Origin of the sequence: Kitasatospora humi (assembly GCF_020907985.1) — a bacterium.
In the GTDB taxonomy this organism is placed as follows: domain Bacteria; phylum Actinomycetota; class Actinomycetes; order Streptomycetales; family Streptomycetaceae; genus Kitasatospora; species Kitasatospora humi.
The window spans coordinates 14,220-39,988 of sequence record NZ_JAJJPA010000056.1 but is presented as its reverse complement, the minus strand read 5'-3'; the positions used below and the strand labels follow the sequence as shown (position 1 = coordinate 39,988).

The following is a 25,769-nucleotide window of genomic DNA, read 5'->3' as shown; positions in this document are numbered from 1 at the left end:
ATGGACCGCAAGCTCTACGTCCGCTGGACCCTCGCCGCCGTCAACAACAACGACACCCTCTTCGGCGAGCCCAAGACCGAGGCCAGCCGCGCCTGGATCAGCCTCTCCCCCAGAGTCATGACCGCCCTCCACCGCCAAGCCGCCCTACAGATGGCCGCCCACCCCGACGGCCGACTCGAAGGCCTCGTCTTCGCCAAGCCCGACGGCCTGCCGCTTCGCCCACAGTGGGTCCTCGACCAACTCCGCAAACGCACCGCCGAACTCGACCTGCCCAAGATCGGCCTTCATGACCTCCGCCACACCGCTGCCAGCATCATGATCGCCATGGGCATCCCCATCGCCGTCGTCTCCAAGACACTGCGCCACACCACCCTCGCCATCACCATCAACCTCTACGGCCACCTCCTCAAAGACTCCGCCGACGAAGCCGTCAAGGCGCTCTCCACCGCCCTCGACCAGGCAGATGCGCAACAGCATGTGAACCGCACAGGGCCCGAGAGCGCTGAGCCCTTCCCCCTCGCGGCGTAGCCTTGCTGGTCCCAGCGGCCATGTGGAGCCGTGCTGCCGAGGTGCAGGCCCCCGCAGTTGGAGTGCCGTGTTCGCGGTTCGCGAGAATCCGAGATTCGACAGCACCCGCTCTGGTGGCGCGTTCACCTCCGTCAGCAGGTGCACTCCTCGCCGCGCCAGGCTTCGACGCCTTGCCAGATGGCCGCTGCTGTGATGACCAGTCCGATGGCCGGGTCGAGCCACCAGCCGCCGGGCCAGACGGCGACGACGGCCAGGGTGAGCAGGACGGCGGCGGCTTGGGCACCGCACAGGTAGTTCTGGGTGCCCTCGCCGGCAGTGGCCTTGGAGTCCAGCCGCCTGGCGAGCTTGTGCTTGGTCCGGCCCAGCAGCGGCATCTCCAGCAGGGCCACGGCGGTCAGTGCGATCCCGATCCAGGTCGACTCCGCGTGGTGGGCGGTGAGGAGGTCGCGGACGGACTCCGCGGCGACATACGGAGCCAGCAGCCAGAACGAGACGGCGACTGCCTGCTGCGCGCGGCGTTCAGCGGTCTCCGACAGGGTGCGCGATCCGGTGAACCGCCACACGACGATCACGCTCGCCAGTCCTTCGACCGCGCTGCCCAGCGCCCACCCGACCAGCGCGATGGAGCCGACGGCGATGCCCTGCCACAGGCCGACCGCGCCCTCCGTGCACATCCACAGCAGGCTCGCCCAGGCCAGCCAGCGGGCCCACCGGGCCGCGCGGAGCCACTGAGCGTCGTGGACGACAGCTGGGGCCGCAGGAGCGCAGGTGTCTGCGCATCCGCATGTGTCGGCGCCGTCGGCGGGGGCGGTCTTGCTGGTGGCGGTAGGGGGGACGTTCACGCTTGACCTCCCTCGGAGGTGCCGTAGGCGGGGCAGAGGGCGACGGCGTCGCCGGTGGCGGCCAGCAGGGTTTCGGCGGCCCGGAGCAGGTCGATCAGCGCGGGCTGGGTGAGGGTGAACACAGACGCACGGCCGACCGGACGGGAGTCGACCAAACCGCATTCGCGAAGACAGGCAAGGTGCTTGGAGACCGTCGACTGGGCAAGGCCCAACTGGTCGACCAGGTCAACTACACGGGCCTCGCCGACCGCGAGCCGCCGGACGATCGCCAGGCGGGCCGGATCACCGAGCGACCGGAACAGGGCAGCAGCGGGCTGAAGGCCACTCCTATCGGAATGCACATCGGCAGCTATCATCGTCATATAGCGATGTTACCTCTGAGCCTCCTGGCGCGACGTGCTGCCGAAACCCGCGGCCACTACCAGACGATCAACTACGCCCTGTCCGGAACCAGCATCCCGGTGTCTGCAGCCGTGGCCCACGTGAACTCCAGCGGAACCATCACCAGCAACGTCTACGTCCTACAAGGGTCGAGCAACTACACTGGCACCTCTGTCGGCGATGACAACGCCCGGTGCAGTTCGACGCCCTGCTACCGCTGGGGCGACTTCAGCAGTCTGATGATCGACCCCACCAACTCCTCGGTCATGTGGGCTGCCGAGGCGGATGCGCCCGACATGGGCGACTGGTCCATCGGCATCACCCGAGTCACCAATTGAGCAAGGGAAAAGGCCATGGAGCGGAGTCACCGTCAGCTGGCCAGGCGGCTCGCCTGCTCCATGGCCGTTCTCGCGCTAGCGGGCTGCGGAGCAGCATCAGCCCCCGGCGCCGCCCGTTCCACTCAGCCGGCAGCGCAGGTCTCACCTCGTACTCTGCCGCCCGTGACTCCGAGCGGTGTTGTCCTCAGCCCTGGTCCAACCGGCCCGGCCTCCGACCGGTGCCTGCAGGCCGGAGGAGCAGTCGAGCCGGTGGCGTCTTGCCGTGTCGACCTGTGGGTAGGGGCCACCGTCCCCGTCAGGCTGAAGTCGCCATATCCCGCCCGGGAGTCCTTCCAGGTCGACCGCGTCCTGGGCGCCGCCGCTCGAGTCAGCGACCAGGCGATCGACCGCGACGGCGATGACACCTTCACGATCCAGGGCATCAGCCCCGATGTCTCCGAGATCACCGCCTCCGCGCCAGGGCCCGCTGACGCACCTGGGAAGACCCTGGTGATCACTGTGGCGCTCTCGGGCTGATCCTCCTGTAGCCCCGTCCGGCCGGTTGATCCGCAAGGACGGGGCTTCGCCGGCTATTCACTGATTTACTAACTGATTTGCCGTTAATCATTCGTTATCCACTGCCTCTTCACTCCACCGTGTCCAACCCGGAATGCTTCACCGTGTTTGGTGGGCGACGTGCGACCGCGTGCGCCCGAACGGCTCCGGGGAGGACCACCACACCATGGCCAGCAGGAACCGCCGCCCGCTCCTCATCAGCGCCATCGCGCTGACCACACTCGGCTTGACGACCAGCCAGGCCCTTGCCGCGAACCCGTCCGCACCACGCCCGTGGCAGGCCACCCACCTCGCGGACACCGCCCACCACCACGGCGCCAAGACCGGATCGACCGGTCGGCAGGCCCCGATGCTGGACGGCAAGTCCGACGGCGGCGACGACGGCTCGGACGACGCCTTCAACTCCATGGAGTCGACGGCGCAGTTCCAGGAGGCCCGCACCGCTCCCGGTGTCATCGCCCCTGGCGCCTACGGCGCGGCGTGGGCCCAGCTCCAGTCGATGCCGCACACCGGCGGCTCCTGGGACCAGGTCACCAACAAGCCGTACAACGAGGACGACCCGCGCTACCGCGACGTCAACTCCAACTCCAGCGGCGGCGCCGGCAAGACCAGCGGCCGAATCACCGGCATCGCGGCCGACAACGATGGCTACGTGTACGCGGGTGGCGCCAACGGCGGGGTGTTCCGCTCCAGCACCGGCGGCGGCCATTGGGAGGCGATCTCCGACAAGCTGCCCTCCCTGTCCACCGGCGCACTGGACCTGGACGACTCCGGGCGGCTCTGGTATGCCACCGGCGAGTCCAACACCGGCGCCACCTCCTACGTCGGCACCGGCGTGTACGTGCTCGCCGACCCCAAGCACGGCAAGTTCAGCCCCGGCATGCGGGTTGGCGGCGCCGAGCTGGAGTCCACCACCATCCACGCGCTGCGCTTCGGCGGCGGCAAGGTGTGGGCCGCCACCAGCCGCGGCGTGTGGAGCCACTCCACCACCGACCTGTCCGGCCCGTGGGCCCTGGAGTTCGCCCCGAACCCGGACTACCTGCCCGGCGGGTCGAAGGCCGCCGACCCGAGCGCGCCGTACAAGAACATCGCCAACGACATAGCCATCGACCCCAAGGACCCGACCAAGGTCGTCCTCGCGGTCGGCTGGCGCAGCGGCGACACCTACAACGGGTTCTACAGCAAGGCCACCGACGGCAGCTGGCAGCGTGTCAGCTCGCTCGGCGACCTGCCGACCGATGCCGCGAACGTCGGCAACGTGACCTTCGCCCGCTCGGCGGACGGCTCGCGCTACTACGCGATCGACCAGTCCCCGTCCGTGATGGCCAGCAACCCGGACACCGGACTGAAGGGCATCTACGAGTCCAAGTCCGGCTCGCCGTTCGGCCCGTGGACGCTGATCGCGGACAAGGACAAGCTGATGGGCTCCGGTTCGGCGCTGACCAGCGCGGGCTACGAGCCGGGCATCCAGGCCTGGTACAACCAGTTCCTCCAGGTCGACCCCACAAACCCAGACCACGTCTACGCCGGACTGGAGGAGGTCTTCGAGACCAAGAACGCCGGCCAGAGCTGGACCACCCCCGGCCCGTACTGGAACTTCGGCTTCCCGTGCTGGAGCATCGACCCGACCAAGCAGACCGGTGACTGCTCGCCGACCGTCCACTCCGACCAGCACGCCGTCGCCATCGGCAGCTACCACGGCAAGCCCTCGGTCTACGTCGGCAACGACGGCGGCATCTACGACCGCCCGGTCAACGGCGCCGTCGACTCCGGCGGCCACGCCAAGGACTGGAAGTCCCTCAACGACGGCACCATCGACACCCTGCAGTACTACTCGGTCGGCATCGGCACCGACCCGGCCGACCCGGCCGGCAAGGGCGTCGCCGTCAGCGGCGGCATGCAGGACAACGGCGAGTCCATCCTGCGCGCCCACGACAAGGTGATGGGCTCCAACTTCGGCGGCGACGGCGGCGACACCCTCGTCGACCCGAAGAACGGCTGCAACATCGCCGCGGAGTACGTCTACGCCGACATCTGGGTCACCAACAACTGCGCCGTCAACAACGGCGTCTGGTCCACCGACCCGTCCAAGGCCACCTCCTTCGAGGTCGCCCCGCCGGACAAGGCCACCAGCTCGGCCCGGTTCATCGCCCCGATGACCACCGACCAGAAGAACCCCAGCACCTGGGTCTCCGGGGGCCAGCACGTCTGGGTGCAGAACAACGGCTTCGCGATCCGCAGCGGCAGCGAGTGGAAGAGCGCCTACGACCTGGGCGCCGGCCACTTCGCCACCGCCCTCGCCTCCTCCGGCGGCACGATCTACGCCGGCTGGTGCGGCCCGTGCAACAACCAGGGCTTCACCCGCGGCATCGCGGTCGGCAACGCCGACGGCACCGGCTGGCACCAGCTGAACCTGCCGGTCGACGGCGCCCTGCCCAACCGCTACATCTCCTCCTTCGCCGTCGACCAGAACGACGCCCAGCACGTCTTCGTCGCGTTCAACGGCTTCTCCCGGACCTGGACCGAGGGCCCCGGCGCCGGCATCGGCCACGTCTTCGAGAGCCACGACGGCGGCGCCACCTGGAGCGACATCTCGGCCAACCTGCCCGACGTCCCCGCCGACTCGCTCAACCTGCTGCCCGACGGCGGCATCGCGCTCGGCACCGACCTGGCCGCCTTCTACCGCGCGCCCGGCCAGACCGGCTGGAAGGTCCTCGGCAAGCACCTGCCCACCACCACGGTGATGCAGCTCAAGACCGGCCCCGACGGCAAGCTCTACGCCGCCACCCACGGCCGCGGCATCTGGTCCATCGACCCGCGCCACCTCGGCCGCAACGAGCAGGATGACCAGAACGACCAGGGTAACCAGGACAACTGACCGCCCGACCGCTGCGCACCGTTGCCCGGCCCGACCTCCACGGAGGCCGGGCCGGGCCCGGCATATCCGGGCCCACCCCCTGGCCCACCCACCGATCCCGGAACCGATCGGCACCCGCTACGGTCCAAGGCACGCCCAAGCGAACCGCGCCAATCCCGGAAGGGTGCTGATGAACCGACACCGCGCCGTACTGACCGCAACGGCAGCCCTGCTGGCCAGTGCCCTGGCTGCCTGCAGCTCCCAGCACCCGAGCCCGCACCCCCAACCGCCCATCAGCACGGCCCCCACAACGACCGCAGCCTCACCGTCCGCCTCCGCCACCGGTAGCCCGAGCAGCACACTTGGGCCCGCGAGCACCCCCTCCGCAACCGGCGGGCCAACCAACCCCGCCCCCTCACGCACGACCGCCCCGCCACCGGCACCCCCGCGCACCACTCCCCCGGCCCCCGCACCCACCACCACGCCGACGCCCGCGCAGAACCCCACCGCCCCCCAGAACCCGGTCGACCCCGAGAACCCGGTCGATCCGGTTCACCACGTCACCGCATCACCGGTGCGGTAGCAGACTCGCGGACCGAGCCCCGCTGACAGTCTTGTCCCGGGTCGGTCAGCAGAGCGGAGCACCGTCCCCACCGGGCAGGGCCGCCCCTCGCACAAACCGGCTCACCGAGGTTGACCTTCCAGCCGGGTCGAAGGTCTACGGTCACCTGCATGAGCCTGATGCGGATCTCCCAACTCGCCGAGCGCACCGGCGTCCCCGCCACCACGTTGCGGTTCTACGAGGGCGCAGGACTGCTGCCAGCCGGCCGCACCGCTTCCGGCTACCGGACCTACGGCGAGGACGCGGTCGAGCGGTTGGCGTTCATCAGGGCGGCCAAGCAGCTGGGGCTGACGCTGGACGAGATCACCGGTCTGCTCACGGTCTGGGAGGGCGGGTCGTGCGCCGAAGTGAAGGCCGACCTCCGGCTGCGGATCACGGGCCGCCTGGCAGAGGCCGAGCGGCGGGCGACCGCGCTGGGGACCTTCACCACTGCACTGCACATCGCGCTGGAACGGCTGGACGCGCTGCCGGACCGGACCGAGCGCTGCACCCCGGAGTGCGGGCTCCCTTCCTCCACGGGGCCCGGAACCCGAAGAGAGAAGGGTTGGCGTGACACCGCGCCGGTGGCCTGCTCGCTGACCGGCGCCGGTCAGGTGGAGCGCACCGCCCGCTGGCACGAGCTGCTCGACGGCGCCGAGCGCACGCCGTTCCCTGGTGGACTGCGGCTGACGCTGCCGGCCGAACGGGCCGGCGAGATCGCGGTGCTCGCCGTCGCCGAGCAGGAGTGCTGCCCGTTCTTCGACTTCGACATCCGCCTCGACCACCCTGTGATCCACCTGCAGGTCGGCACCGGCGCCGACGGAGCAGGGCTGCTGACCGACCTGTTCGGCACAGCTCCCGGCCTCCATCCGGGATGAGCCCGGGCCGATCGGTGGACGGCTCCACGCGCCGTCGTGGCTGAAGGGCAGGCCGCGCGCCGGTCCCGGATGCCGGGCGGGCAGACTGGCGCCATGGCGGATGCGATCGAATGGCTGCTGCTCAGCTACCGGATTCCCACCGAACCGACCCGGCTGCGGGCCGGGGTGTGGCGACGGCTGAAGGCCCTGGGTGCGGTGTACCTGCAGAACTCACTGGCGGCCCTACCGGCCTCACCGGAGGCCGAACGGGCACTGCGGGTCCTGCGCAACGACATCAGTGAGATGGGCGGCACCGCCCAACTGCTGCGGGCCGAGGCACTGGCCGGGCAGGATGAGGTGGTCGCCGCCTTCAACACGGCCCGGAACGAGGAGTACGCCGAAGTGATCGGCCGCTGCCGGGACTTCTTGGCGGAGATCGAAGAGGAGACCACCGGCGAGCACTTCACCTACGCCGAACTGGAAGAGAACGACGAGGACCTGGCCAAGCTGAAGTCCTGGTTCGACAAGATCCGCGCCCGCGACCGGTTCGGCGCAGACCGCCAGCAGGAGACCGCCGAGGCGTTGGAGACGTGCTCGGCCGCCTTGGAGGGCTTCGCCGAACGCGTCTACGCCACCGAGACCGACCAGGTGTGACGGCATCGAGACCAGCCGGGGTGACAGAAGAAATCTAACGGCGGTTACTCTCGATGTGTGACGAGTGAAGAATATGAGGTTGTGGGGGTGCCCCGCGCTGCGCTGCTGCGTCGGGGCTTCGCCCTGGAGTACGCCACGCTGAGCTGGAACGTGGTCGGCATCGTGGTCCTGGCCATCGCGGCGATCGGCGCGCGGTCGGTGGCGCTGGCCGGGTTCGGGCTGGACTCGCTGATCGAGATCGGCGCCTCCACCGTGGTGATCTGGGAGCTGTCCGGCACCGGCGAGGAGCGGCAGAAGCGCGCGCTGAAGCTGATCGGCGCCGGCTTCGCGCTGCTGGCCGTCTACCTGCTGGTGCAGTCCACCTGGGTGCTGGCCACCGGCTTCCGCCCGCACCACTCGCCTCTGGGCATCGTCTGGACCGCCGTCACCGCCGCGGTGATGTTCGCCCTCGCCGCGGGCAAGGCCCGCACCGGCGCGGCCCTGGACAACCCGGTGCTCAAGACGGAGGGTCGAGTGACCCTGATCGACGGGCTGCTGGCCGCCGCCGTGCTGATCGGGCTGGTCCTCAACACCACGGCCGGCCTCTGGTGGGCCGACCCGCTGGCCGGGTACGTGCTGGTCTACTACGCGGTGCGCGAGGTCAAGGAGATCTTCACCGGCGACCACTGAGTGCCCGCCCGCGCGAAGCCGACGGCCCCGGCAGCTGCCGGGGCCGTCGGCTTCGCGGTGCCGCCCACCAGGCGGAAAAGAGCATCCCGCCCATCTCGCTGAGAGAATCCGCGGGTCAAAACGTGCTACCCGCTCCGGGAACCGATGACGTGCCCGCCCCTGCGTGCCTGGCCGCGGGCCTGCTCCGCGGTCACGGGTGGAGGACCTCCAGGAAGCGCCCGAGCGCGCCGGTGGTGTCGGCGAGGGCGAGGGTGGTCAGCAGCACGAGCACGAGCGCGGGCCAGGCGGCACTCCAGCAGCTGGCAGGACTGGCGGCCTGCAAGGCGGCGACGCGGGCCGTGACCTGGTGGCGCAGGTAGGCGAGCGAACCGCGAAGCCCGCCGGCCCGGCCGGTGGTGGCAAGAGCGGCCCGGGCCAGCGACCGGGCGGCCAGGTGTCGGCTACCCGCCTGGGCGGCCGCGTCTTCGTCGGCCCAGCGTTCGATCTGCAGCGCGGCGGACTCCCGGACCCTGCCGAGCAGCGGGTTGAACGCGGCAGCCAACACGGTGGCGGCTGCGTAGAGATCGTGGCGGTGGCGCAGGTGGGCGCGTTCGTGGGCGAGCATGACCTGGCATTCGTCATGGGGCAAGGCCCGCAGCATGCCGCTAGTCACCACGATCCGCCCGGCGCGGCCGGGCAGCGCGTAGGCGTCCGGGTTCTCGGTGTCCAGGACGATCAGGTCGCCGGCGGCGGGAAGGTCCCGCAGCGGAGTGAGGGCGCGGACATCGCGCTGTCGGCGCCAGGCGGCGCGGGTGAACCGGACCAGCGCGATCACCAGTAGGGCGGCGGCCAGGGCGCCGAGGGTCCGCGGGACCGGGTCAGCGGCGGCCAGTGCCGCCGGGTCGCTCTTGGCGTATGCCTGGACCTCGCCCGTGCGGGCGAGTCCGCCGATCGCGAGGACCGCCAGCCCCCACGCGGTCGAGGCAGAGGCCAGGATCGCCAGCGCGGTCAGGGCGCGGACGGCGGCGGCCGGCGCGAGGTGCCGGGTCAGGGCGGGGCCGAGCGCGGCCAGCAGGCCGGGCGCCAGCAGGAGCAGGTAGACGGTGACGTACACGGGCCGAGCGGGTCCTTCCCGGTCAGTCGCGGGCATCCAGCAGCGCGCGCAGTGCCGCTTCGGCATCGGGGTCGAGCGCGTCGACGAACCGCTGCAGCACCGCGGTGCGGTCACCGATGCCGGTCAGGGCGGCGGTCATCTTCTCGGCCGCCGCCGCGGCGGCATCCTGGCAAGGGGCGTACGCGTGGGCGCGGCCAGCCCGCTCGCGCTCCAACTGGCCCTTGGCATGCAGCCGGGCCAGCACGGTCAGTACCGTCTTGTAGGACAGCTCCGCATCGCCGATCGCCTCGTGGACCTGGCCAGCCGCCATCGGGGCGTTGGCCTGCCAGAGCACGGTCATGACCTCGGCCTCCAGTGCGCCGCTCTCCCGCTGCACGCGGCCCTCGCCCGTCATCCGGTTCGCCTCCCGTATCCCAGTTCTCCTACGGAGGGTAAGACTTTACCCGGCCCGACCGTAGGAGCTCCGAACCGGCCGCTAGTCTTACGCGTCGTAGGAGTTCGCTGGCTGACCGACGCCCGGCGAACCGACCTGTCGCGCCCTCGTGCGGCGCTGGTGCAAGGAGTTCCGCTTGTCGACCCCCCTTTCCCGCCCGGCGCTGGTCGCCGCGCTCGCCCTGCCCGTGGTGGCCGCCCTGACAGCGGCGGCACCGGCCCATGCCGCCACCCTCGCCGAGGGCACGTACAACGAGTACGACCAGGGTGTGCGCCACATCGCCACCCTGGCCGGGTACTTCTCCTACGGGCTGATGGCGCTGGCGGTGTGCTTCGGCGTGCTGACCACCACTGGCTGGGCCAAGCGGTCCGTCAAGCGGCAGACCCTGTACGGCGGGCACATGATGCTCGCGGTCATCTGCCTGTCGTTCGGCTGCATCCACGCCCTGGCCTACGTCTTCCAGACCGGCGTGCACTTCACCTACGTCAACATGGCGGTGCCGTTCGTCGCCGGCGGGCAGTCCGATGTCGCCTGGGGCATCATCGGCCTCGAACTCGGCCTGGCCGTCGCGGTGTCGATCTGGGTGCAGAAGCTGCTCGGCTACCGCCGTTGGCACATCGTCCACTACCTCGCCTACCCGTCCTTCGGCCTCTCCCTGCTGCACGTGGTCACCGCCTCTGCCGAGGTCCAGGCGCTCGGCCTGATGGGCATGTTCGTGTGCGGCATCGCCGGCGCCCCGATCCTGCTGTTCATCCTGCGTCTGCTGCCCGCGACCACCGCCGTCGCCGCCCGCATCGCGCCGCAGGAGGTCTGACGCGATGCCCGAGCACGTTCAGGAGGCCCACGCCCCGGTGGGCTTCGCCGCCCCGGTGTTGCCGCGGCCGGTCGGCGAGCCGGAGCGGTTGAAGGTCAGCATCGACAACAACCACTGCGAGCTGTTCGGCCTGTGCCAGCAGGAAGCCCCTACCGTCTTCGACCTCGGCCCGGACGGCCGACTGCGCTACGACGCCAACCCGAAGGCCGCCGACGGCCCGGCCGTGCGGCAGGCCGCCCGCGTCTGCCCGATGCAGGCCATCACCCTGCGGGAGGCACGATGAGCAGCGGACGGATCGCCGTCGCCGGGGCAGGACTCGGGGCGCTCTCGGCGGCCGAGCGCCTGCGCGAACGCGGCTGGACGGGGGAGATCGTCATCGTCGGCGACGAACCTCGCCGCCCCTACAACCGCACCCCGCTGTCCAAGCAACTCCTCGCCGGAACGCGCCAGCCCGCCGAACTCCGCCTGGCCGCCCATCGGGATGTGGACGCGACCTGGGTGCTGGGCACCAGCGCCGTCGCCCTCGACCCCCACCAGCGGTCCCTGCACCTGGGCGACGGCCGCCGACTGGACTTCGACGGCCTCGTCATCGCCACCGGCACCACCCCGCGCCGCCCCGGCGGCATCCCGTTCGGCCGCAGGGTGCACACCGTACGCACCCTGGATGACGCCCGCGCCCTCGACGCGGCATTGGGCCGAGCCCGGCACGTCGTGGTGGTGGGCGGCGGCTTCATCGGCTGCGAGGTCGCCTGCGCCGCGCGCGACCGCGCGCTGACGGTCAGCCTGATCGAGCCGCGCGAGGCCCTGCTGACCGGCCCGCTCGGCCCGACCGTCGCCGCCACCGTCACCGAGCAGCACGCCAAGGCCGGGGTGCGCCTGCACCTGGGCACGACCGTGACGCGGTGGGAGGAGACCGGGCGCGGGCTGCGCCTGCACCTGTCAGACGGAACCGTCCTCAAGGCCGACGCGGCGGTGGTCGCGGTCGGCACCGAGCCCCGCACCGACTGGCTGCAGGCCTCCGGGGTCCAGTTGGCAGACGGTGTCTCCTGCGACCCGACCTGCCACGTGATCGGCCCCGACGGGCGAGCCCTGGACGGCATCGTCGCGGCCGGCGACGCCGCCACCTGGCCCAATCTGCGCTTCGACGCGGTGCCGCGCCGGGTGGAGCACTGGATCAACGCCATCGAGATGGGCCAGCACGCCGCCGACAGCCTGCTGGCCGGGCCCACCGCTGCCGCGCCGTTCACTCCCGTGCCGCGCTTCTGGTCCCACCAGCACGGCCTGCGGATCCAGTCCGCCGGCATGCCCGCCCTCGGGACCGCGACCGTCCCGCTGACCGGTGCACCGAAGTCCGGCCGGTACGTCCTCGGGTACACCCGTCCCGACCAGCACGGCACCGAGATCCTGGTCGGCGCGGTCGCCCTGGACGCCCCGCGCGCCCTGATCGCCTACCGCGACCAGATCGGCCTGCCCCTGGCACGGCGCCGGGCCGCGTGACGCGCCTGCACGCGTGATGCACCGGGGTGCCCGGTCGGAGACGCTGCTCCGGCCGAGCACCCCGTCAGGTGATGACGGCGCGTCAGCCTTGTGAGGCCTCCGCCTCACCGGCCCTCAGGGCCCACATCAGAGCCGCACACCATCACCGTTGCGCCGGGGCCAACTCGCCACCGACACCGGCTACTTCGACTCCTATCGCCGCTGGCAAAGCATCATCAAGCGTTAACGCCACGGGTCTATGCGCGTCAACTCTCGGGCGGGACACTGCAGGACAGCTCCTTCGCACAGCACAGCAGTCCCCAGCCGGCGGCCCCACGCCCCCGGGCCCTGGCTCCATCCCCCACACCGGGAGCCGCACGTGCACAGCAACAAGAGATGGCGGAAGCTGCTGGCAATCCTGGCAGCTGCCGCCGTAGCCGTCATAGCGTCGATGACCGCCGTCAGCGCCGGGCCTCGGCACAGCGAACACCCCGACGCCGAAGAACACGAGGAGGTCACCGCCAACCACTACTCCACCACCGGCAGTTGCGGAGTGGAGAGATGGGCGGTGAAGACCGGCACCGACGCGGACGCCTCACTGATCAACCTGCAGTCCACCACCGCGACCACGATCCCCACCCTGACCTCGCTCACCACGCCGAGCACCCTGCCGGCCGACAACCGGGTGCAGCCCACCGAGACCACGGTCTTCAAGCTCAGCGCCACCCTGGACCAGTACAAGCTGGAGGCCGACTCGGACTACCACCTGGTGCTGGACGACAACGCCGGTCACACGATGATCGCGGAAATCCCGGATCCGGCCTGCGTCGGCACCGGCAGCGTGCTGACCTCAGGCATCAAGAACGCGCGCGCCGAGTTCGACGCCAAGTACTCCCCCACCGGCAGCTTCCAGACCGCCAACGTACCAGTCACCATCACCGGTGTCGGCTTCTTCGACTTCCTCCACGGCCAGACGGGAGTCGCCCCCAACGGCATCGAGCTGCACGCCGTCCTGGACATCCAGTTCGGCTCCGGAACACCCACGCCCACACCATCCCCGACCCCGACCCCGACGCCCACACCATCCCCGACCCCGACCCCGACGCCCACGCCGTCCCCGACCCCGACGCCCTCACCCACCCCCACCGGCACCTGCACGCCCGCCCAACTCCTGGGCAACCCCGGCTTCGAGACCGGTACGGCCGCACCCTGGACCGCCAGCTCCGGCGTGCTCAACAACAGCTCCAGCGAACCGCCGCACTCCGGCTCCTGGGACGCCTGGCTGGACGGCTACGGCACGGCCACCACCGACACCCTCTCCCAGCCCGTCACCCTGCCGGCCGGCTGCAGCAGCTACTCGCTCAGCTTCTGGCTGCACGTCGACACCGCCGAGACCTCGACCACCACGGCCTACGACACCCTCAAGGTTCAGGTCCTGAACAGCTCCGGCACCGTCCTGACCACCCTGGCGACCTACTCCAACCTCAACGCCGCCACCGGCTACACCCAGCACAGCTTCGACCTCTCCCCCTACAAGGGGCAAGCAGTCACGCTCAAGTTCACCGGCACCGAGGACTCGCAGAAGCAGACCTCCTTCGTCATCGACGACACCGCCGTCACCGTCTCCTGACCGAGCCGGCCTCGGTGTCGCTACCCGTCCCGGTACCGGCACCGAGGCCAGGCTGCGTCCACATCAACCCGATTGCACTGCGTAACACCCGCGTTTCTACCACGTAGATGTCGTCGCACATCTTGTGCGGTGTCATGTCCCGGGCCAGACTTCCGAGTTGCCAACCCGGTGCATCCGCGCCCAGCCCTCCCCACGTACGGGCCGCCGCTCCCATCGGCGGCCCGCACCGCTCCTCCCGCGAGACCCGTACCAGCGCAACTCCCGCACCACCACCCCCATATCGGTGGCGCCGGGCCCCACGCCCGGCCGCAACTCAGGAGTCCTGGATGAGACGGCTCTTCCCCCACATCTGGCGGCGCGCCCTCGCCGCCGCCGCGTCGGCGGCACTGATCACCGCCGGCGTCGCCGCGACGGCCACCCCAGCCGTGGCCGCCACCTCGATCGCCAATGGTGGCTTCGAGTCCGGCGGCCTCACCGGCTGGACCACGGCCGGCACCACCTCGGTCACCACCAGCGGTCCGCACAGCGGCAGTTACGCTGCCCAGGTCGGAGGCGCCGCGCCGACCAACGGCACCTCCTCGATCAGCCAGTCCTTCACCGCCCCGACCGGAAGCCCGCAACTGGGCTTCTGGTACGACGTGTTCTGCCCCGACACAGTCACCTACGACTGGGCCACCGCCACCTTGAAGGACACCACCAGCAACACCACCGCCACCGTGCTACCCAAGACCTGCACGCAGGGCGGCGGCTGGAAGCAGGTCACCAGCGCGCTCACCGCCGGGCACAACTACACGCTCACGCTGAGCAGCAAGGACGACAACTATCCGGGTGACCCGACCTACACGCTCTACGACGACGTCACCCTCACCGGCGGCACCGCGGCCAACGACTTCTCCCTCACCGACAGCCCCGCCTCGGCCACGGTGAACGCCGGCAGCTCAGCCACCTCCACCATCTCCACCGCGGTCACCTCCGGCTCCGCGCAGACCATCAGCCTCTCCGCCTCCGGCCTGCCCTCCGGCGCCACGGCCTCGTTCAACCCGGCCTCGGTCACCGCAGGCGCCTCCAGCACGTTGACCGTGAGCACCGCCGCCGGCACCCCGTCCGGCAGCTACCCGATCACCGTGACCGGCACCGGTACCTCGGCCACCCACACGGCAAGCTTCACGCTCACCGTCAACGGCACCGGCCCGAGCCTGGTCCAGGTCAGCAGCGACCCCTTCACCAACAGCACCAGCCAGCACGCCACCGAGCTGGAGCCGGACACCTTCGCCTACGGCAACACCATCGTCGGCTCCTCCCAGGTCGGCCGGTTCACCGACGGCGGCGCCTCCGACATCGGATGGAACACCTCCACCGACGGCGGCACCACCTGGCAGCACGGCATGCTCCCCGGCATCACCACCTACCAGGGCGGCGGCAGTTGGGCCCGGGTCTCGGACCCGACGGTGGCCTACGACGCCAAGCACGGCACCTGGATGATCACCGGCCTGGTCATCGACGCCAACGTCAACGGCGCAGGCGTCAGCGTGAGCCGCTCCACCGACGGCCTGACCTGGCAGAACCCGGTCATGGCGGTCGGCAACGACGGCCAGGGCTACGACAAGGAATGGATCGTCTGCGACAACACGGCCAGCAGCCCGCACTACGGCAACTGCTACGTCGAGGTCGACGTCACCTCCTCCGGCAACGCCGTGGTCATGTCGACCTCCACCGACGGCGGGTCCACTTGGTCCGCCCCGGCCTCGCCCGCCAGCGGCGACTCGGGGCTCGGCGGCCAGCCCCTGGTCCAGCCGAACGGCACCGTGGTCGTCCCGTTCTCCACCGACGGGTCCTCGGTCCGCGCCTTCACCTCCACCGACGGCGGCGCCTCCTGGAACTCCAGCGTCCTGGTCTCGAACATCTCCTCGCACACCGTCGCCGGCGGCCTGCGTGACGGCAGCGGCCTGCCCTCCGCCGAGATCGACGCGAGCGGAAACATCTACGTCGCCTGGCAGGACTGCCGCTTCCGCTCCGGCTGCTCCTCCAACGACATCGTCTACTCGACCTCCAGCAACGGCAGCAGCTGGTCGGCCGTGACCCGGGTACCGATCGACGCCACCACCAGCAGCGTGGACCACTTCATCCCCGGCTTCGGCATCGACCACACCACCTCGGGCGCCACCGCCAAGCTCGGCCTCTACTACTACTTCTACCCGAACGCCAACTGCACCACGTCCACCTGCCAGCTGGAGGTCGGCTTCATCTCCTCCACCAACGCAGGCGCCACCTGGAGCACCCCCCAGACCGTCGCCGGACCCATGTCGCTCGCCCAGGTCGCCAGCAGCACCCAGGGCAGCATGGTCGGCGACTACATCTCCACCTCGGTCGTCAACGGCAAGAGCGTCTCCCTCTTCGCCGTCGGCAAGACCCCCACCAACGGCCAGGCGTTCAACGAGGGCCTGTACACCGTCTCCGGCGGCCTCGCCCTGCACTCCGGGACCACGCCCTCCACCACCGGCCCCGTCCTGTTCAGCACGGCGAACCACCCGACTGCAGGAAGCACACTGCCCGTCAGGAACTGATGCCACATCATTGAACTGGCCGGCCCGCTCTGCCCAGCGGGCCGGCCAGCGCTACGTCAGCTCCTCGGATGGGTCGGCATCACGCTCCGGTGCACCGGATCCACCGGGTTCTCCACGTCACCCGGCAAGGTCGACACCGGCTCCGGCACCGACGCAATGGGCGAGGGCGCGGCCGTGGTCGGCCCGGACGGACCGAAGGCGACGCCGCGGCTGCAACCGAGGGCGCCGCGGTACTCGTGACAGCCCCGGCTGAGGACGGCGCAACCGGGCCCACCCCAGCCACGGACGGGCTCGCCGAGCCTGCCGCCGAAGGGGACGCCGTCGGCACGCTACCCGAGGCCGTCGTGCTCGGTCCGGCGGGCGGCCCCTGCGGATCCTTCCTGCTCGCCGAACCGCAGCCCGCCAACGCGACGATAACCGCCACGCCCGCGAGCATGACCGCGCTGGATGCTGCCCGTTACGGGAAGCGGGAGTTGGCGGCGCGGATCACCACCGTGCCAGTGGAAGGCGAACCGTTACTTCTCGCCCGCCAGGGAGCGTGGTTGGCGTCAGACCGTGACAGTGGCCGCGGCCTTCTCCTGCTCGGCGGCGTGCGCCAGGTGGGCGAGGTAGCGCTCGGCGTCCAGCGCGGCGGAGCAGCCGGTGCCGGCGGCGGTGATCGCCTGGCGATAGGTGTGGTCCACCACGTCGCCGGCGGCGAAGACACCGGTGAGGTTGGTGCGGGTCGACGGGGCCTCGACCTTGAGGTAGCCCTCGGCGTCCAGCTCCAGCTGGCCCTTGAAGAGCTGCTCGATCGCGCCGAATCCGGCCGATCGCGTGCCGTCCGGGACGGTGACGACGGCATGTCGGTGGCGGCGTCGCGGCGGTGATCGGTTCTCGAGGTCCGGGCCTCGCCACCCAGAAGGGGCCCACCATCAGCCCGGCGCGCTGTTCAGGACCAGGCCCGCCAGGGCCGCAGCGGCGAGCAGACCGTCGATAGCGATGGCGACCGCACCCACCTCGGCCCCCACCGCCTCGGTCCCGCCGCCCGCTTCGTCGTCGACTACGCCCCCTGCCCGATGCTGCTCGTGTGGCCGGAGGGCGCGCCGGGCATCGATGCCGGCCCACCTGCCCACTGTCGTCAGGACCGGCGGCCGGCAGGCCGATGACGCGGTCGTCGCGGCGACCGGCGCATCAACTGCTGCAGGTGCACCCGGCGGCCTCCGCCTCGGCCGGCGTCCGGCCGAGGCCGACGGCCTGCTCGCCGGGGGTGCAGCAGGCTGTGGTGTCGCAGCGGGCGTCCGGAGCGAGGGTGGCCTTGTCGAGGGTGTCGGCGTCGGCCTTCACCACGTACACCTCCCAGGGCTCCTTGCCGGGCCCGTGCACCCACACCTTGTCCTGGAGCGCGTAGCAGCAGGAGGTGTCGTTCTCCTCGAAGGTGGCCAGCCCGGCCTCCGCCAGTCGGGTAGTGGCGGCGGTGACCTGCTCGGTGGACTCGACCTCGACGCCGAGGTGGTCCAGGCGGGTGTCCTCGCCGGCCTCGCCCTCGATCAGGACGAGCTTGAGCGGGGGCTCCGCGATGGCGAAGTTCGCGTAGCCGGGGCGGCGCTTGGCGGGCTCGGCGCCGAAGAGCTTGGAGTAGAAGGCGATGGAGCCTTCGAGGTCGGCGACACGCAGGGCGAGCTGAACACGGGACATGGCGGTCCTCCCCGATCCGGGTCTCTTGCATCGACGGCTGTCGATACAGCCGCAGGTTGCCACCCTCATAGATGACTGTCAACATAGACACATGTCGAATCTGGAACTGCCGGTGCTCGGCCAGGACGAGGCGGCGGCGTGCTGCTCGCCGATGGTCCGCGAGCCGTTGGGCGAGGAAGCCGCCGTCGACCTGGCGAAGATGTTCAAGGCCCTGTCGGACCCGGTGCGGCTGCGGCTGCTGTCCCTGATCGCCTCGCATGACGGCGGCGAGGCGTGCGTCTGCGACCTGACCGGCCCGTTCGACGTCTCCCAGCCGACCATCTCCCACCACCTGAAGGTGCTGCGCGAGGCCGGCCTGGTCGGCTCCGAGCGGCGCGGGACCTGGGTCTACTACTGGGTCCTCCCTGCAGCCCTGGCCCGCCTGTCCTCGCTGCTGGAGGCTCCGGCAGGGGGCTCCAGATGACCGAGCTCGCTCCGCTGGGCCGCCGGACAGCTGTCGAGTTCGTCGGGACCGCCGCGCTGGTCGCCGTCGTCGTCGGCTCCGGCATCCAGGCCACGAAGCTCTCCCAGGACGTCGGCGTGCAGCTGCTCGCGAACTCCCTGGCCACCGTCTTCGGCCTCGGCGTGCTGATTGCCCTGCTCGGCCCGGTCTCCGGTGCCCACTTCAATCCGGCCGTCACCCTCGCCGCCTGGTGGACCGGCCGCCACGGCGGCGAGGGCCCGAGCCTGCGCGAGGTCGCCGCCTACGTGCCCGCGCAGATCGCCGGGGCGATCGGCGGCGCGGTACTGGCCGACGCGATGTTCGCCCAGCCCCTCGTCCACTGGTCCGGTCACGACCGCTCGGCGCCGCACCTTTGGCTGGGCGAGGTCGTGGCGACCACCGGACTGATCCTGCTGATCTTCGGCCTGGCCCGCACCGGCCGGGCGCACTTCGCCCCGGTCGCGGTCGCCTCCTACATCGGCGCGGCGTACTGGTTCACCTCCTCCACCAGCTTCGCCAACCCGGCGGTGACCATCGGCCGGACCTTCACCGACACCTTCGCCGGTATCGCCCCCGGCTCGGTCCTGCCGTTCGTCGCCGCCCAGCTCGTCGGCCTCGTGGTCGGCGTCGCGCTGGTGGCCCTGCTGTTCGGTCGCCCGACACCGTCCGGCGAGGACGTCGTCGTCCCGCACGGCGAGCACCACCTCGCCGCCTCCGGTCGCTGACCCAGGCTCTCCCCCGCACCACTCTTCTCGATCAAGGAAGCCTCCTGCTGTGAGCACTCCCGCCACCCCGTCCGTGCTGTTCGTCTGCGTCCACAACGCTGGCCGGTCCCAGATGGGCGCTGCCTTCCTCACCCACCTCGGCGGCGACCGGGTCCAGGTCCGCTCCGCCGGATCCGCCCCCGCCGACACGGTGAACCTCGCGGTGGTCGAGGCGATGCGCGAGGTCGGCATCGACATCTCCGCCGAGACGCCGAAGGTGCTGACCGTCGAGGCCGTGCAGACCTCCGACGTGGTGATCACCATGGGCTGCGGCGACGCCTGCCCCTACTTCCCCGGCAAGCAGTACCTGGACTGGAAGTTGGCCGACCCGGCGGGCCAGGGCGTCGAGGCCGTCCGCCCCATCCGCGACGAGATCGAGCAGCGCATCCGCGGCCTGATGGCCGAACTCGGCATCGAGGCGGCGGCGTGACCGCGGATCCGGGCAGCGGCGTCTGGGTTGCCGGGATGCTGCCGGAGCACGCCGAGCAAGTCCTGGCGATCTATCAGCACGGTATCGACGAGGGCAACGCCACCTTCGAGACCGCCGCCCCCGACTGGGCCGCCTTCGACGCCGCCAAGCTCCCCGACCACCGCCTGGTCGCCCTCGCCGACGACGGCCGGGTCCTGGGCTGGGCCGCCGCCGTACCGGTCTCCGACCGGTGCGCGTACGCGGGCGTCGTCGAGCACTCCGTCTACGTCCACCCCGACGCCCGCGGCCGAGGAGTCGGCGGCGCGCTCCTGGGCGCGCTGATCGCCTCCACCGAGGCCGCCGGGATCTGGACCATCCAGTCCGGCATCTTCCCCGAGAACACCGCCAGCCTCGCCCTCCACACCCGCGTCGGCTTCCGCGTCATCGGCACCCGCGAACGCATCGGCAAACACCACGGCATCTGGCGCGACGTCACCCTCGTCGAACGCCGCAGCCCCGCTGTCTTCTGAATTCACCCCGGATTGCCGCCAGAGCCATCTGCGGGTGAACGGTGCGACGCGGAAAGCGCCCCACCTATTGCATATACGAGGCCATCGCCGACACCCTCACCCACAAAGCCGTCCGCGCCGGCACCGACCACGGCATCGACACCCTCGTCGCGGTCGACGGCGTCGCCGCCGACTCCCGTATCCGCACCCTCACCAAACAGCGCTGCGCCGCCCTCGGCATCACCCTCCGGGTACCTCGGGAAGACGGGTTACCGGGAGCGCCAGGCTGCGCTGCCGTCGGGCTCTGGGGCGAGTCGCTCGCACAGAGCGTCGGCGATGGGCGTCGGCTGTCCGTTGTCGGTGAGGATGCGGCCGGCCAGGAAGGCAGTCATGTAGAGGACGCTTTCCCAAATGGCATTCGTCATGGCCGGTGGGCCGAGGTCCTGTGCGGTACGGACGAAGTGCCCGTGGAGAAGGTACGACTCGTACACCGCGAACGACGGATGTATTCCGCGGGCGGACAGGCCACGGTACAGGTGGTACATCGGCGTGAGGTCCTCATTGCTGAATCCCTTCTCGGGCCCGAGCTTCGTCAGCGCGTCGACGGTCTCGACGACGGTGAGCGCCTGCGGGGTCAGTGCGCCGAACTCCGCGATGGTTACGCTCAGGTCGAGCCCGCTCGGCGCCAGCCGGGGAACGTACGGCTCGGGGTGGAGTGGCAGCGGCGCCTTGCTCGGCTGCTCGGCGTTCCGCCGGGCGATTCCCCTGTTCGCGGCCCGGGCCTTGGCAAGACGCTTCCGAGCTGCCCGTCGGGCCCTGGCAAGGCGCTGGTTGGAGTCCTGGATGTTCTCGTGCATCTTGACGTGTTGGTGCAGCGTGTCCTGAGCGATGCGGACCAGAGCGTCGTGGCCGCCGTAGTGGAGGTAGAGCGCTCGGAGGAATGCCTCCACCAGGCATCGTCCGAGTATCCGGACGGTCAGCTCGGCTCCGCTGTCGGCGGCCTGGGCAAGCTCTCCAAGGAGCAGACAGCAGTGGCGCAGCGAAGCCGCTTCGTAGAGCTTGAACTTCACTGTCGTTGATCCGGTGTCGAGCATCGCCCATCGGTTGGAGGACAGCGCGACGTCGACTTCGCGGAGTAGTGCGGCCGTGCCTTCGGCAAGTTCATGCGCGGTGGGCTCGGCCCGGCGGTCGCCGAAGTCGGGAAGTCCGCTCGGATTCGTCATCTGCCATCTCCCGCGCCGTCCTGCTCCTGGAGGAATCATCGGTCAGCGGGCCGAATCAGCAAGCGAGTTTTCTGTCGGGGCGATCGAGCCGGGCGCCGGCCGCACCGCTCCGGCGTTCCCTGCCCGCGAGAGATCGGACCACAACACCGGTGTGGCTGAGGTGAGAACGGCCCCAGCGGCTCTGCCCGGTTGGGAAGTTCAGTTGCCGGCCCGCGCCGCAATGCAGCCGGTGCACGTCCCGGTGAGCTCCACGGTGTGCTGGACGTCCGCGAAGCCGGAGGTGCGGGCGATCTGGTCGGCCCAGGTCTCGACCGGGCCGGCGTCCACCGGGATGCTGATCCCGCACTGGCGGCAGAGCAGGTAGTGGCGGTGGTCGTCGTCGGGGCGGTAGCGGAAGAGCCGCTCGCCGTTGGCGTCGCGGACCACGTCGGCACGGCCGGCCACGACGAGTGCGGTGAGGGTGCGGTAGACGGTGCTCAGCCCCACGCGTGAGCCTGCCGCAAGGAGCCCGGCGTGGAGCAGTTGGGCGCTGATGAACTCCTCGCAGTGGGCCAGGGCTTGCAGGACTTCGGTGCGCTGCGGCGTCGGCCTCCCGATCAGTTCGACCTCACCCGGTGGAGCCGGTGGCCGAGCGGCGTCGGCAGTGCGGTCGCCGGGCCTGGCGGCGGCGTTGGCTGCGCTGCGGTCGAACGCCGCCGCGAGGGCGGAGACCTGTGTGTCGTTCATGTTGTTCCCCCGTTGCGACATGGTGGTCAGGCCGCTGCCGGGAGGGCCGTACGTCGGGGGCGGATCAGGAAGGTCGCGGCGTAGACCGCGCTGGCGGTGGCCATGATGGCGAAGCTCGGCGGGAGTTTGGGGGCTTCGGCGCTGAGCAGGAGGCCGCTCCACATCTCGGCGACCGCGAGGCCGGCGGAGAGTGCGAGGGCGTGGAAGGGACGGTCGGTGAGGCGGATCGCGGCGCCGGCCGGGGCGGCGAGGAGGCCGAGCAGCAGCAGGGAGCCGACCGCCTGGGTGGCTTCGCCGGCGGTGGCGCCGACCAGGGCGAGGAAGCCGAAGCCGAGCAGCCGTACGGGCACGCCGCGGGCGGTTGCGACGGCCTCGTCCAGGGTGGCGAAGAGCAGCGGGCGGGCGATCAGCAGCAGCACGATGCTGATCGCGGCGGCGATCAGGACGGCGAGCTGGGTCTGGCTGGTGCTCAGGCCGAAGATCGAGCCGAACAGGACGCTGGTTCCGGCGCCGCCCTGGGCACCGCTGCGGGAGGTGGTGTAGATGGTGAGGAAGAAGGCGCCGAGGCCCAGGATCCAGGCGAAGACGCTGCCGATCGCCACGTCGTCCGGACGGCCCCGGCTGCCGAGCCCACCCAGCAGCAGGCCGACGCCGATGGTGGCGGCGAAGAGCCCGAGCCGCAGGTCGTAGCCGCCTGCCAGAGCGGCCATCGCGCCGGTGAACGCGACGTGGCTCAGTGCGTCGCCGGTGAAGATCTGGGCGCGCAGGACGAGGAAGTAGCCGACCAGGCCGGCCGCGAGCGCGATCGCGGTACCGGCCAGCAGCGCGTGCTGGAAGAAGGGCTGGGTGAGCACGTTCATGCCGTACCTCCGATCGAAAGCGGCGTCCGGCCGCGGGACCGGGACCAGCCCAGCGCCTCGTGCAGGGCGCGGCCGAGGTGGGCCAGGACGTAGCCGGTGAAGGCGATGGTGGTCACGAAGAAGCCGAGCGGGTAGGGCTGGTAGTAGGCGGCGATCAGGCCCAGCCAGCAGGAGCCGAATCCGATCAGCACGGCGAGCGCCAGGCTGCGGCCCGGTCGGGACGTGAGCTGCTGGGCGGTGGCGGCGGGTATCACCATCAGCGCGAAGACCAGCAGCGTGCCGGTGATCTGGCTGGCTTCGGCGGTCGCCGCGCCCAGCAGGACGAGGAACACGGTGGACAGCAGGCGCACGGGCACCCCGCGCCCGGCGGCGACCTCGGGGTCGACGGTGGCGAAGAGCAGCGGGCGTCCGATCACCGCCAGGACGGCGAGGACGAGCGCGCCGACGATCGCCAGCAGCGTCACCTGGCCGGTGGTGATTCCGAGGAAGCTGCCGAAGAGCAGCGCGGTGGGCCCTTCCAACAGGCCCTTGTACAGGCTGATGAACAGGTAGCCGCAGGCGAGTGCGAATGCCTGCACGGTCCCGGTGACGGCGGACTCCTCCGCGCCGGCGTCCCGGCCCTTGCGCCCGAGTGCGGCGATCACCAAGGCGGCGGCCACGCAGAAGCCGAAGTAGCCCAGGCTGGTGCTTACGCCGAGCAGGATCGCCAGCGAGGCGCCGGGGAAGGCGGCGACGGACAGCGTGTGTCCGGCGAAGGTCTGCCGCCGCAGCACCATGAACCAGCCCACCGCCGCGCAGACTACGGAGACGATCGCGCCGGCACGGAAGGCGTTGACCATGAATGGGTACGCCCACATCTGCTGGAAGTCGGCAAGGAGATTCCAGGAGACGGCGGGCGACGATGTGTCAGCCAGAAACATGGCCGCCTCCCGCGCCGGGCTCGGAGTGTCGGTCGCTGTGCAGGGCCGGGGCCTCGGGCTGGCCGACGACGACCAGCCGGCCGTCGCTCGTGCGCAGTACCTCGACTGGCGTGCGGTAGAGGCGGGTCAGTGTCTCGGAGGTGATCACCTCGGTGGGTGTGCCGGCGACGGCGCCGCCCTCGGCGATGTAGACGACCCGGTCCAGGTGGTGGAGTATCGGGTTGACGTCGTGGGCGACCATCACCACGGACACGCCTTCCTGGTGGCAGATCCGGCCGAGCAGCGCGGCGATGGCGCTCTGGTTGGGCAGGTCGAGGCTGTCCAGTGGCTCGTCCAGCAGCAGGACTTGCGGGCGCCGTATCAGTGCCTGGGCGATCAGCAGTCGCTGCTGCTCGCCGCCCGAGCACTGCCCGATCGGCCGGTGCGCGTACGCCGAAGCGCCGACCAGCTCGACGACCTCCGCGACGCGTTCGCGCGCCGCTCGGCGCTTGGCGCGGCCCAGGCCCGGGACGGGGATCCCCCACCGGTCCCCGTCCAGGCCGAGGCGCACCACGTCCACCCCGCGGATGCGGACGCTCGCGTCGAAGCTGCGGCGCTGCGGCAGGTACCCCACGGCCGCGTTGCGCGCTCCCGGTACGCCGCCCAGCACCCGCACCTCGCCGGCTGCCGCCGGCAGCACGCCGAGCAGCACCTTGACCAGGGTGGACTTGCCCACTCCGTTGGGGCCGAGGACAGCGGTGAACTCCCCTGCGCCGACGGTCAGATCGACACCCGACCACAGGGTCCGCCCTCCGACGCGCACGGCTGCGCCGCGCAGCGACAGCACCGGCTCGGCGCCTGACTTGGGCCCAGTTGATCGAGCACTGGGGTCCATGGTCGTACGGACCTCTTCGGTCGGGTGGATGCTCACTTGCCCGTCGCCGCCTTCAGCGCGTCCGCGATGCCCTGCAGCTGCTGGGTCTGCCAGTCCTGGAAGGTGGCGTTGGCCGGCGCCAGGGTCTCGGTGACCTGCGCCACCGGGATGCCCTGTGCCTTGGCCGCGTTCACCTGGGCCACCACGTCGGGGTTGGAGTTCTGGGTGTTGTAGACGTAGACCTTGATCTGCTTGCCGCTGATCTGCTGGTCGATGGTCGCCTTGTCGGCGGCGGTCGGGTCGGTGCCCTCGCTCTCCGCGTCCAGGAACGTCTCCGGGGTGAGCATCTTCAGGCCCACGCTCTCGGCGAGCGGGGTGACGATCGACTCGGAGGCTCCGATCGGGGTGTCCGCGTACTTCGCCTTGATGTCGGCTTCCAGCTGGTTGTACTTGGCCAGCGTCTGGGTCTCGAAGGTCTGCTTCTGGGTGTCGAAGTAGGCCGCGTCGGCCGGGTCTATCTTCTTGTAGTCTGCGGTGATCTGGTCGATCACCTTGTACACGCTGTCGTGCGAGTACCACTGGTGTGGGTTGTCGCCCTCCTTCTTCCCCACCAGGTCACCGACCTTCAACACTGTCCGGTTCGGCGCAGGGTTGGCGGCCAGCAGCTTGTCCGACCAGGCGTCGTATCCGATCCCGTTGGTGATCGCGTAGTCCGCGCCCGCGATGGTCCGGCCGTCGCTGGCCGTCGGCTCGTAGGAGTGCGGGTCGGTGTCCGGGTTGGTGATGACACTCGTCACCTTCACGTGCGAGCCGCCGAGCTGGGTGGCGATGCTGCCCCAGAAGTTCTCCGCCGCCACCACCTGGATGGTCTTGGAACCGGCCGCGCCGGGCGAACTCGTCTTGGCCGACGAGGAGGTCGAGCAGGCGCTGGTGGCCGCAAGCGCGGCGACGGCCGCGGCGCTCAGTACGAAGCGGGCGGGATGTCTGCGGACGGAGCGGGGAAGGACGGCGCGCATGGCGGGGTACTCCTCTGAGACCTGCGGGCCCCTGTGGAA

General features: G+C 70.7%; 28 protein-coding genes. 16 read left to right on the top strand and 12 right to left on the bottom strand.

Annotation, left to right across the window (positions count from 1 at the left end; genetic code table 11):
* The coding region (locus tag LN042_RS31760) for a tyrosine-type recombinase/integrase (RefSeq protein WP_230054887.1) at nucleotides 1-528 on the top strand (528 nt) is incomplete at its 5' end.
* 131 nt (nucleotides 529-659) lie between these two features.
* On the opposite strand, the gene LN042_RS31755 is transcribed toward LN042_RS31760, so the two are convergent.
* Both LN042_RS31755 and LN042_RS31750 read right to left on the bottom strand, forming a co-directional pair.
* Nucleotides 660-1,370, bottom strand: a complete 711-nt coding sequence (locus LN042_RS31755) for a cation efflux transmembrane domain-containing protein (protein ID WP_230054886.1) — start codon at nucleotides 1,368-1,370, stop codon at nucleotides 660-662.
* Nucleotides 1,367-1,636, bottom strand: coding sequence for an ArsR/SmtB family transcription factor (locus LN042_RS31750; protein WP_230054892.1), 270 nt, complete (start codon nucleotides 1,634-1,636; stop codon nucleotides 1,367-1,369). The genes LN042_RS31755 and LN042_RS31750 overlap by 4 nt, the downstream gene beginning before the upstream one ends.
* Here LN042_RS31750 and LN042_RS31745 point away from each other — a divergent pair.
* From LN042_RS31745 to LN042_RS31720, 6 genes are all read left to right on the top strand, one after another.
* A complete protein-coding gene (locus tag LN042_RS31745; protein WP_230054894.1) occupies nucleotides 1,550-2,089 on the top strand; it encodes a hypothetical protein in 540 nt (179 codons plus the stop codon). The genes LN042_RS31750 and LN042_RS31745 overlap by 87 nt on opposite strands.
* Before the next feature lie 249 nt (nucleotides 2,090-2,338).
* Nucleotides 2,339-2,605 carry a hypothetical protein gene (locus LN042_RS31740; RefSeq protein ID WP_230054885.1) on the top strand — a complete coding sequence of 89 codons (267 nt, stop codon included), beginning with the start codon at nucleotides 2,339-2,341 and terminating at the stop codon, nucleotides 2,603-2,605.
* 205 nt (nucleotides 2,606-2,810) lie between these two features.
* Nucleotides 2,811-5,522, top strand: a complete 2,712-nt coding sequence (locus tag LN042_RS31735) for a glycosyl hydrolase (RefSeq protein WP_230054884.1) — start codon at nucleotides 2,811-2,813, stop codon at nucleotides 5,520-5,522.
* A 711-nt stretch (nucleotides 5,523-6,233) separates the two neighbouring features.
* On the top strand, nucleotides 6,234-6,980 hold the full coding sequence (locus tag LN042_RS31730) for a MerR family transcriptional regulator (RefSeq protein ID WP_230054883.1): 747 nt from the start codon (nucleotides 6,234-6,236) through the stop codon (nucleotides 6,978-6,980).
* A gap of 93 nt (nucleotides 6,981-7,073) precedes the next feature.
* Nucleotides 7,074-7,613: a Chromate resistance protein ChrB gene (locus LN042_RS31725; protein ID WP_230054882.1), complete on the top strand. Its 540-nt coding sequence runs from the start codon at nucleotides 7,074-7,076 to the stop codon at nucleotides 7,611-7,613.
* A gap of 57 nt (nucleotides 7,614-7,670) precedes the next feature.
* A complete protein-coding gene (locus LN042_RS31720; protein WP_230054881.1) occupies nucleotides 7,671-8,282 on the top strand; it encodes a cation diffusion facilitator family transporter in 612 nt (203 codons plus the stop codon).
* Nucleotides 8,283-8,472: 190 nt separating this feature from the next.
* Here the strand turns inward: LN042_RS31720 and LN042_RS31715 are convergent, their stop codons facing one another.
* Both LN042_RS31715 and LN042_RS31710 read right to left on the bottom strand, forming a co-directional pair.
* On the bottom strand, nucleotides 8,473-9,375 hold the full coding sequence (locus LN042_RS31715) for a M56 family metallopeptidase (protein ID WP_230054880.1): 903 nt from the start codon (nucleotides 9,373-9,375) through the stop codon (nucleotides 8,473-8,475).
* A gap of 22 nt (nucleotides 9,376-9,397) precedes the next feature.
* Complete coding sequence (locus LN042_RS31710) at nucleotides 9,398-9,769, bottom strand: BlaI/MecI/CopY family transcriptional regulator (RefSeq protein WP_230054879.1); 372 nt, start codon at nucleotides 9,767-9,769, stop codon at nucleotides 9,398-9,400.
* Nucleotides 9,770-9,944: 175 nt separating this feature from the next.
* Here LN042_RS31710 and LN042_RS31705 point away from each other — a divergent pair, with 175 nt between their 5' ends.
* From LN042_RS31705 to LN042_RS37480, 5 genes are all read left to right on the top strand, one after another.
* Nucleotides 9,945-10,622, top strand: a complete 678-nt coding sequence (locus LN042_RS31705) for a ferric reductase-like transmembrane domain-containing protein (protein ID WP_230054878.1) — start codon at nucleotides 9,945-9,947, stop codon at nucleotides 10,620-10,622.
* A 4-nt stretch (nucleotides 10,623-10,626) separates the two neighbouring features.
* Nucleotides 10,627-10,905 (top strand): ferredoxin, encoded by a 279-nt coding sequence (locus LN042_RS31700; RefSeq protein ID WP_230054877.1) that lies wholly within the window; start codon nucleotides 10,627-10,629, stop codon nucleotides 10,903-10,905.
* Nucleotides 10,902-12,119: an NAD(P)/FAD-dependent oxidoreductase gene (locus LN042_RS31695; RefSeq protein ID WP_230054876.1), complete on the top strand. Its 1,218-nt coding sequence runs from the start codon at nucleotides 10,902-10,904 to the stop codon at nucleotides 12,117-12,119. The genes LN042_RS31700 and LN042_RS31695 overlap by 4 nt, the downstream gene beginning before the upstream one ends.
* 358 nt (nucleotides 12,120-12,477) lie before the next feature.
* Entirely contained in the window at nucleotides 12,478-13,728 is a 1,251-nt protein-coding gene (locus tag LN042_RS31690) for an immune inhibitor A (RefSeq protein ID WP_230054875.1), read from the top strand.
* A gap of 326 nt (nucleotides 13,729-14,054) precedes the next feature.
* A complete protein-coding gene (locus LN042_RS37480) occupies nucleotides 14,055-16,292 on the top strand; it encodes an exo-alpha-sialidase (RefSeq protein ID WP_283843974.1) in 2,238 nt (745 codons plus the stop codon).
* Between the two features lie 548 nt (nucleotides 16,293-16,840).
* Here the strand turns inward: LN042_RS37480 and LN042_RS31680 are convergent.
* Together LN042_RS31680 and LN042_RS31675 are read right to left on the bottom strand one after the other, a co-directional pair.
* On the bottom strand, nucleotides 16,841-17,086 hold the full coding sequence (locus LN042_RS31680) for an FAD-dependent oxidoreductase (RefSeq protein WP_372495852.1): 246 nt from the start codon (nucleotides 17,084-17,086) through the stop codon (nucleotides 16,841-16,843).
* A 379-nt stretch (nucleotides 17,087-17,465) separates the two neighbouring features.
* Nucleotides 17,466-17,969, bottom strand: coding sequence for an ArsI/CadI family heavy metal resistance metalloenzyme (locus LN042_RS31675; RefSeq protein WP_230054874.1), 504 nt, complete (start codon nucleotides 17,967-17,969; stop codon nucleotides 17,466-17,468).
* Between the two features lie 91 nt (nucleotides 17,970-18,060).
* On the opposite strand from LN042_RS31675, the gene LN042_RS31670 reads away from it, so the two are divergent.
* The 4 genes from LN042_RS31670 to LN042_RS31655 are packed head-to-tail and all read left to right on the top strand — an operon-like array spanning nucleotide 18,061 to nucleotide 20,153.
* Nucleotides 18,061-18,432, top strand: a complete 372-nt coding sequence (locus tag LN042_RS31670) for an ArsR/SmtB family transcription factor (RefSeq protein WP_230054873.1) — start codon at nucleotides 18,061-18,063, stop codon at nucleotides 18,430-18,432.
* Nucleotides 18,429-19,175, top strand: coding sequence for an aquaporin (locus LN042_RS31665; RefSeq protein WP_230054872.1), 747 nt, complete (start codon nucleotides 18,429-18,431; stop codon nucleotides 19,173-19,175). Before LN042_RS31670 ends, LN042_RS31665 begins: the two co-directional genes overlap by 4 nt.
* A 49-nt stretch (nucleotides 19,176-19,224) precedes the next feature.
* A complete protein-coding gene (locus tag LN042_RS31660; RefSeq protein ID WP_230054871.1) occupies nucleotides 19,225-19,644 on the top strand; it encodes an arsenate reductase ArsC in 420 nt (139 codons plus the stop codon).
* Nucleotides 19,645-19,679: 35 nt separating this feature from the next.
* Nucleotides 19,680-20,153 (top strand): GNAT family N-acetyltransferase, encoded by a 474-nt coding sequence (locus LN042_RS31655; protein WP_230054890.1) that lies wholly within the window; start codon nucleotides 19,680-19,682, stop codon nucleotides 20,151-20,153.
* 248 nt (nucleotides 20,154-20,401) lie between these two features.
* Here the strand turns inward: LN042_RS31655 and LN042_RS31645 are convergent, their stop codons facing one another.
* The 6 genes from LN042_RS31645 to LN042_RS31620 form a co-directional block, all read right to left on the bottom strand.
* On the bottom strand, nucleotides 20,402-21,355 hold the full coding sequence (locus tag LN042_RS31645; protein ID WP_230054893.1) for a hypothetical protein: 954 nt from the start codon (nucleotides 21,353-21,355) through the stop codon (nucleotides 20,402-20,404).
* Nucleotides 21,356-21,553: 198 nt separating this feature from the next.
* Nucleotides 21,554-22,081 (bottom strand): Fur family transcriptional regulator, encoded by a 528-nt coding sequence (locus LN042_RS31640; RefSeq protein WP_308191896.1) that lies wholly within the window; start codon nucleotides 22,079-22,081, stop codon nucleotides 21,554-21,556.
* Nucleotides 22,082-22,107: 26 nt separating this feature from the next.
* Nucleotides 22,108-22,941, bottom strand: a complete 834-nt coding sequence (locus tag LN042_RS31635) for a metal ABC transporter permease (protein WP_230054870.1) — start codon at nucleotides 22,939-22,941, stop codon at nucleotides 22,108-22,110.
* The gene (locus tag LN042_RS31630; RefSeq protein ID WP_230054869.1) at nucleotides 22,938-23,861 is read right to left on the bottom strand and encodes a metal ABC transporter permease; all 924 of its coding nucleotides are present in this window, start codon (nucleotides 23,859-23,861) and stop codon (nucleotides 22,938-22,940) included. The genes LN042_RS31635 and LN042_RS31630 overlap by 4 nt, the downstream gene beginning before the upstream one ends.
* The gene (locus LN042_RS31625) at nucleotides 23,848-24,771 is read right to left on the bottom strand and encodes a metal ABC transporter ATP-binding protein (protein WP_230054868.1); all 924 of its coding nucleotides are present in this window, start codon (nucleotides 24,769-24,771) and stop codon (nucleotides 23,848-23,850) included. The genes LN042_RS31630 and LN042_RS31625 overlap by 14 nt, the downstream gene beginning before the upstream one ends.
* Nucleotides 24,768-25,730 carry a metal ABC transporter solute-binding protein, Zn/Mn family gene (locus LN042_RS31620; protein ID WP_230054867.1) on the bottom strand — a complete coding sequence of 321 codons (963 nt, stop codon included), beginning with the start codon at nucleotides 25,728-25,730 and terminating at the stop codon, nucleotides 24,768-24,770. Before LN042_RS31620 ends, LN042_RS31625 begins: the two co-directional genes overlap by 4 nt.
* Nucleotides 25,731-25,769 lie beyond the last annotated feature (39 nt).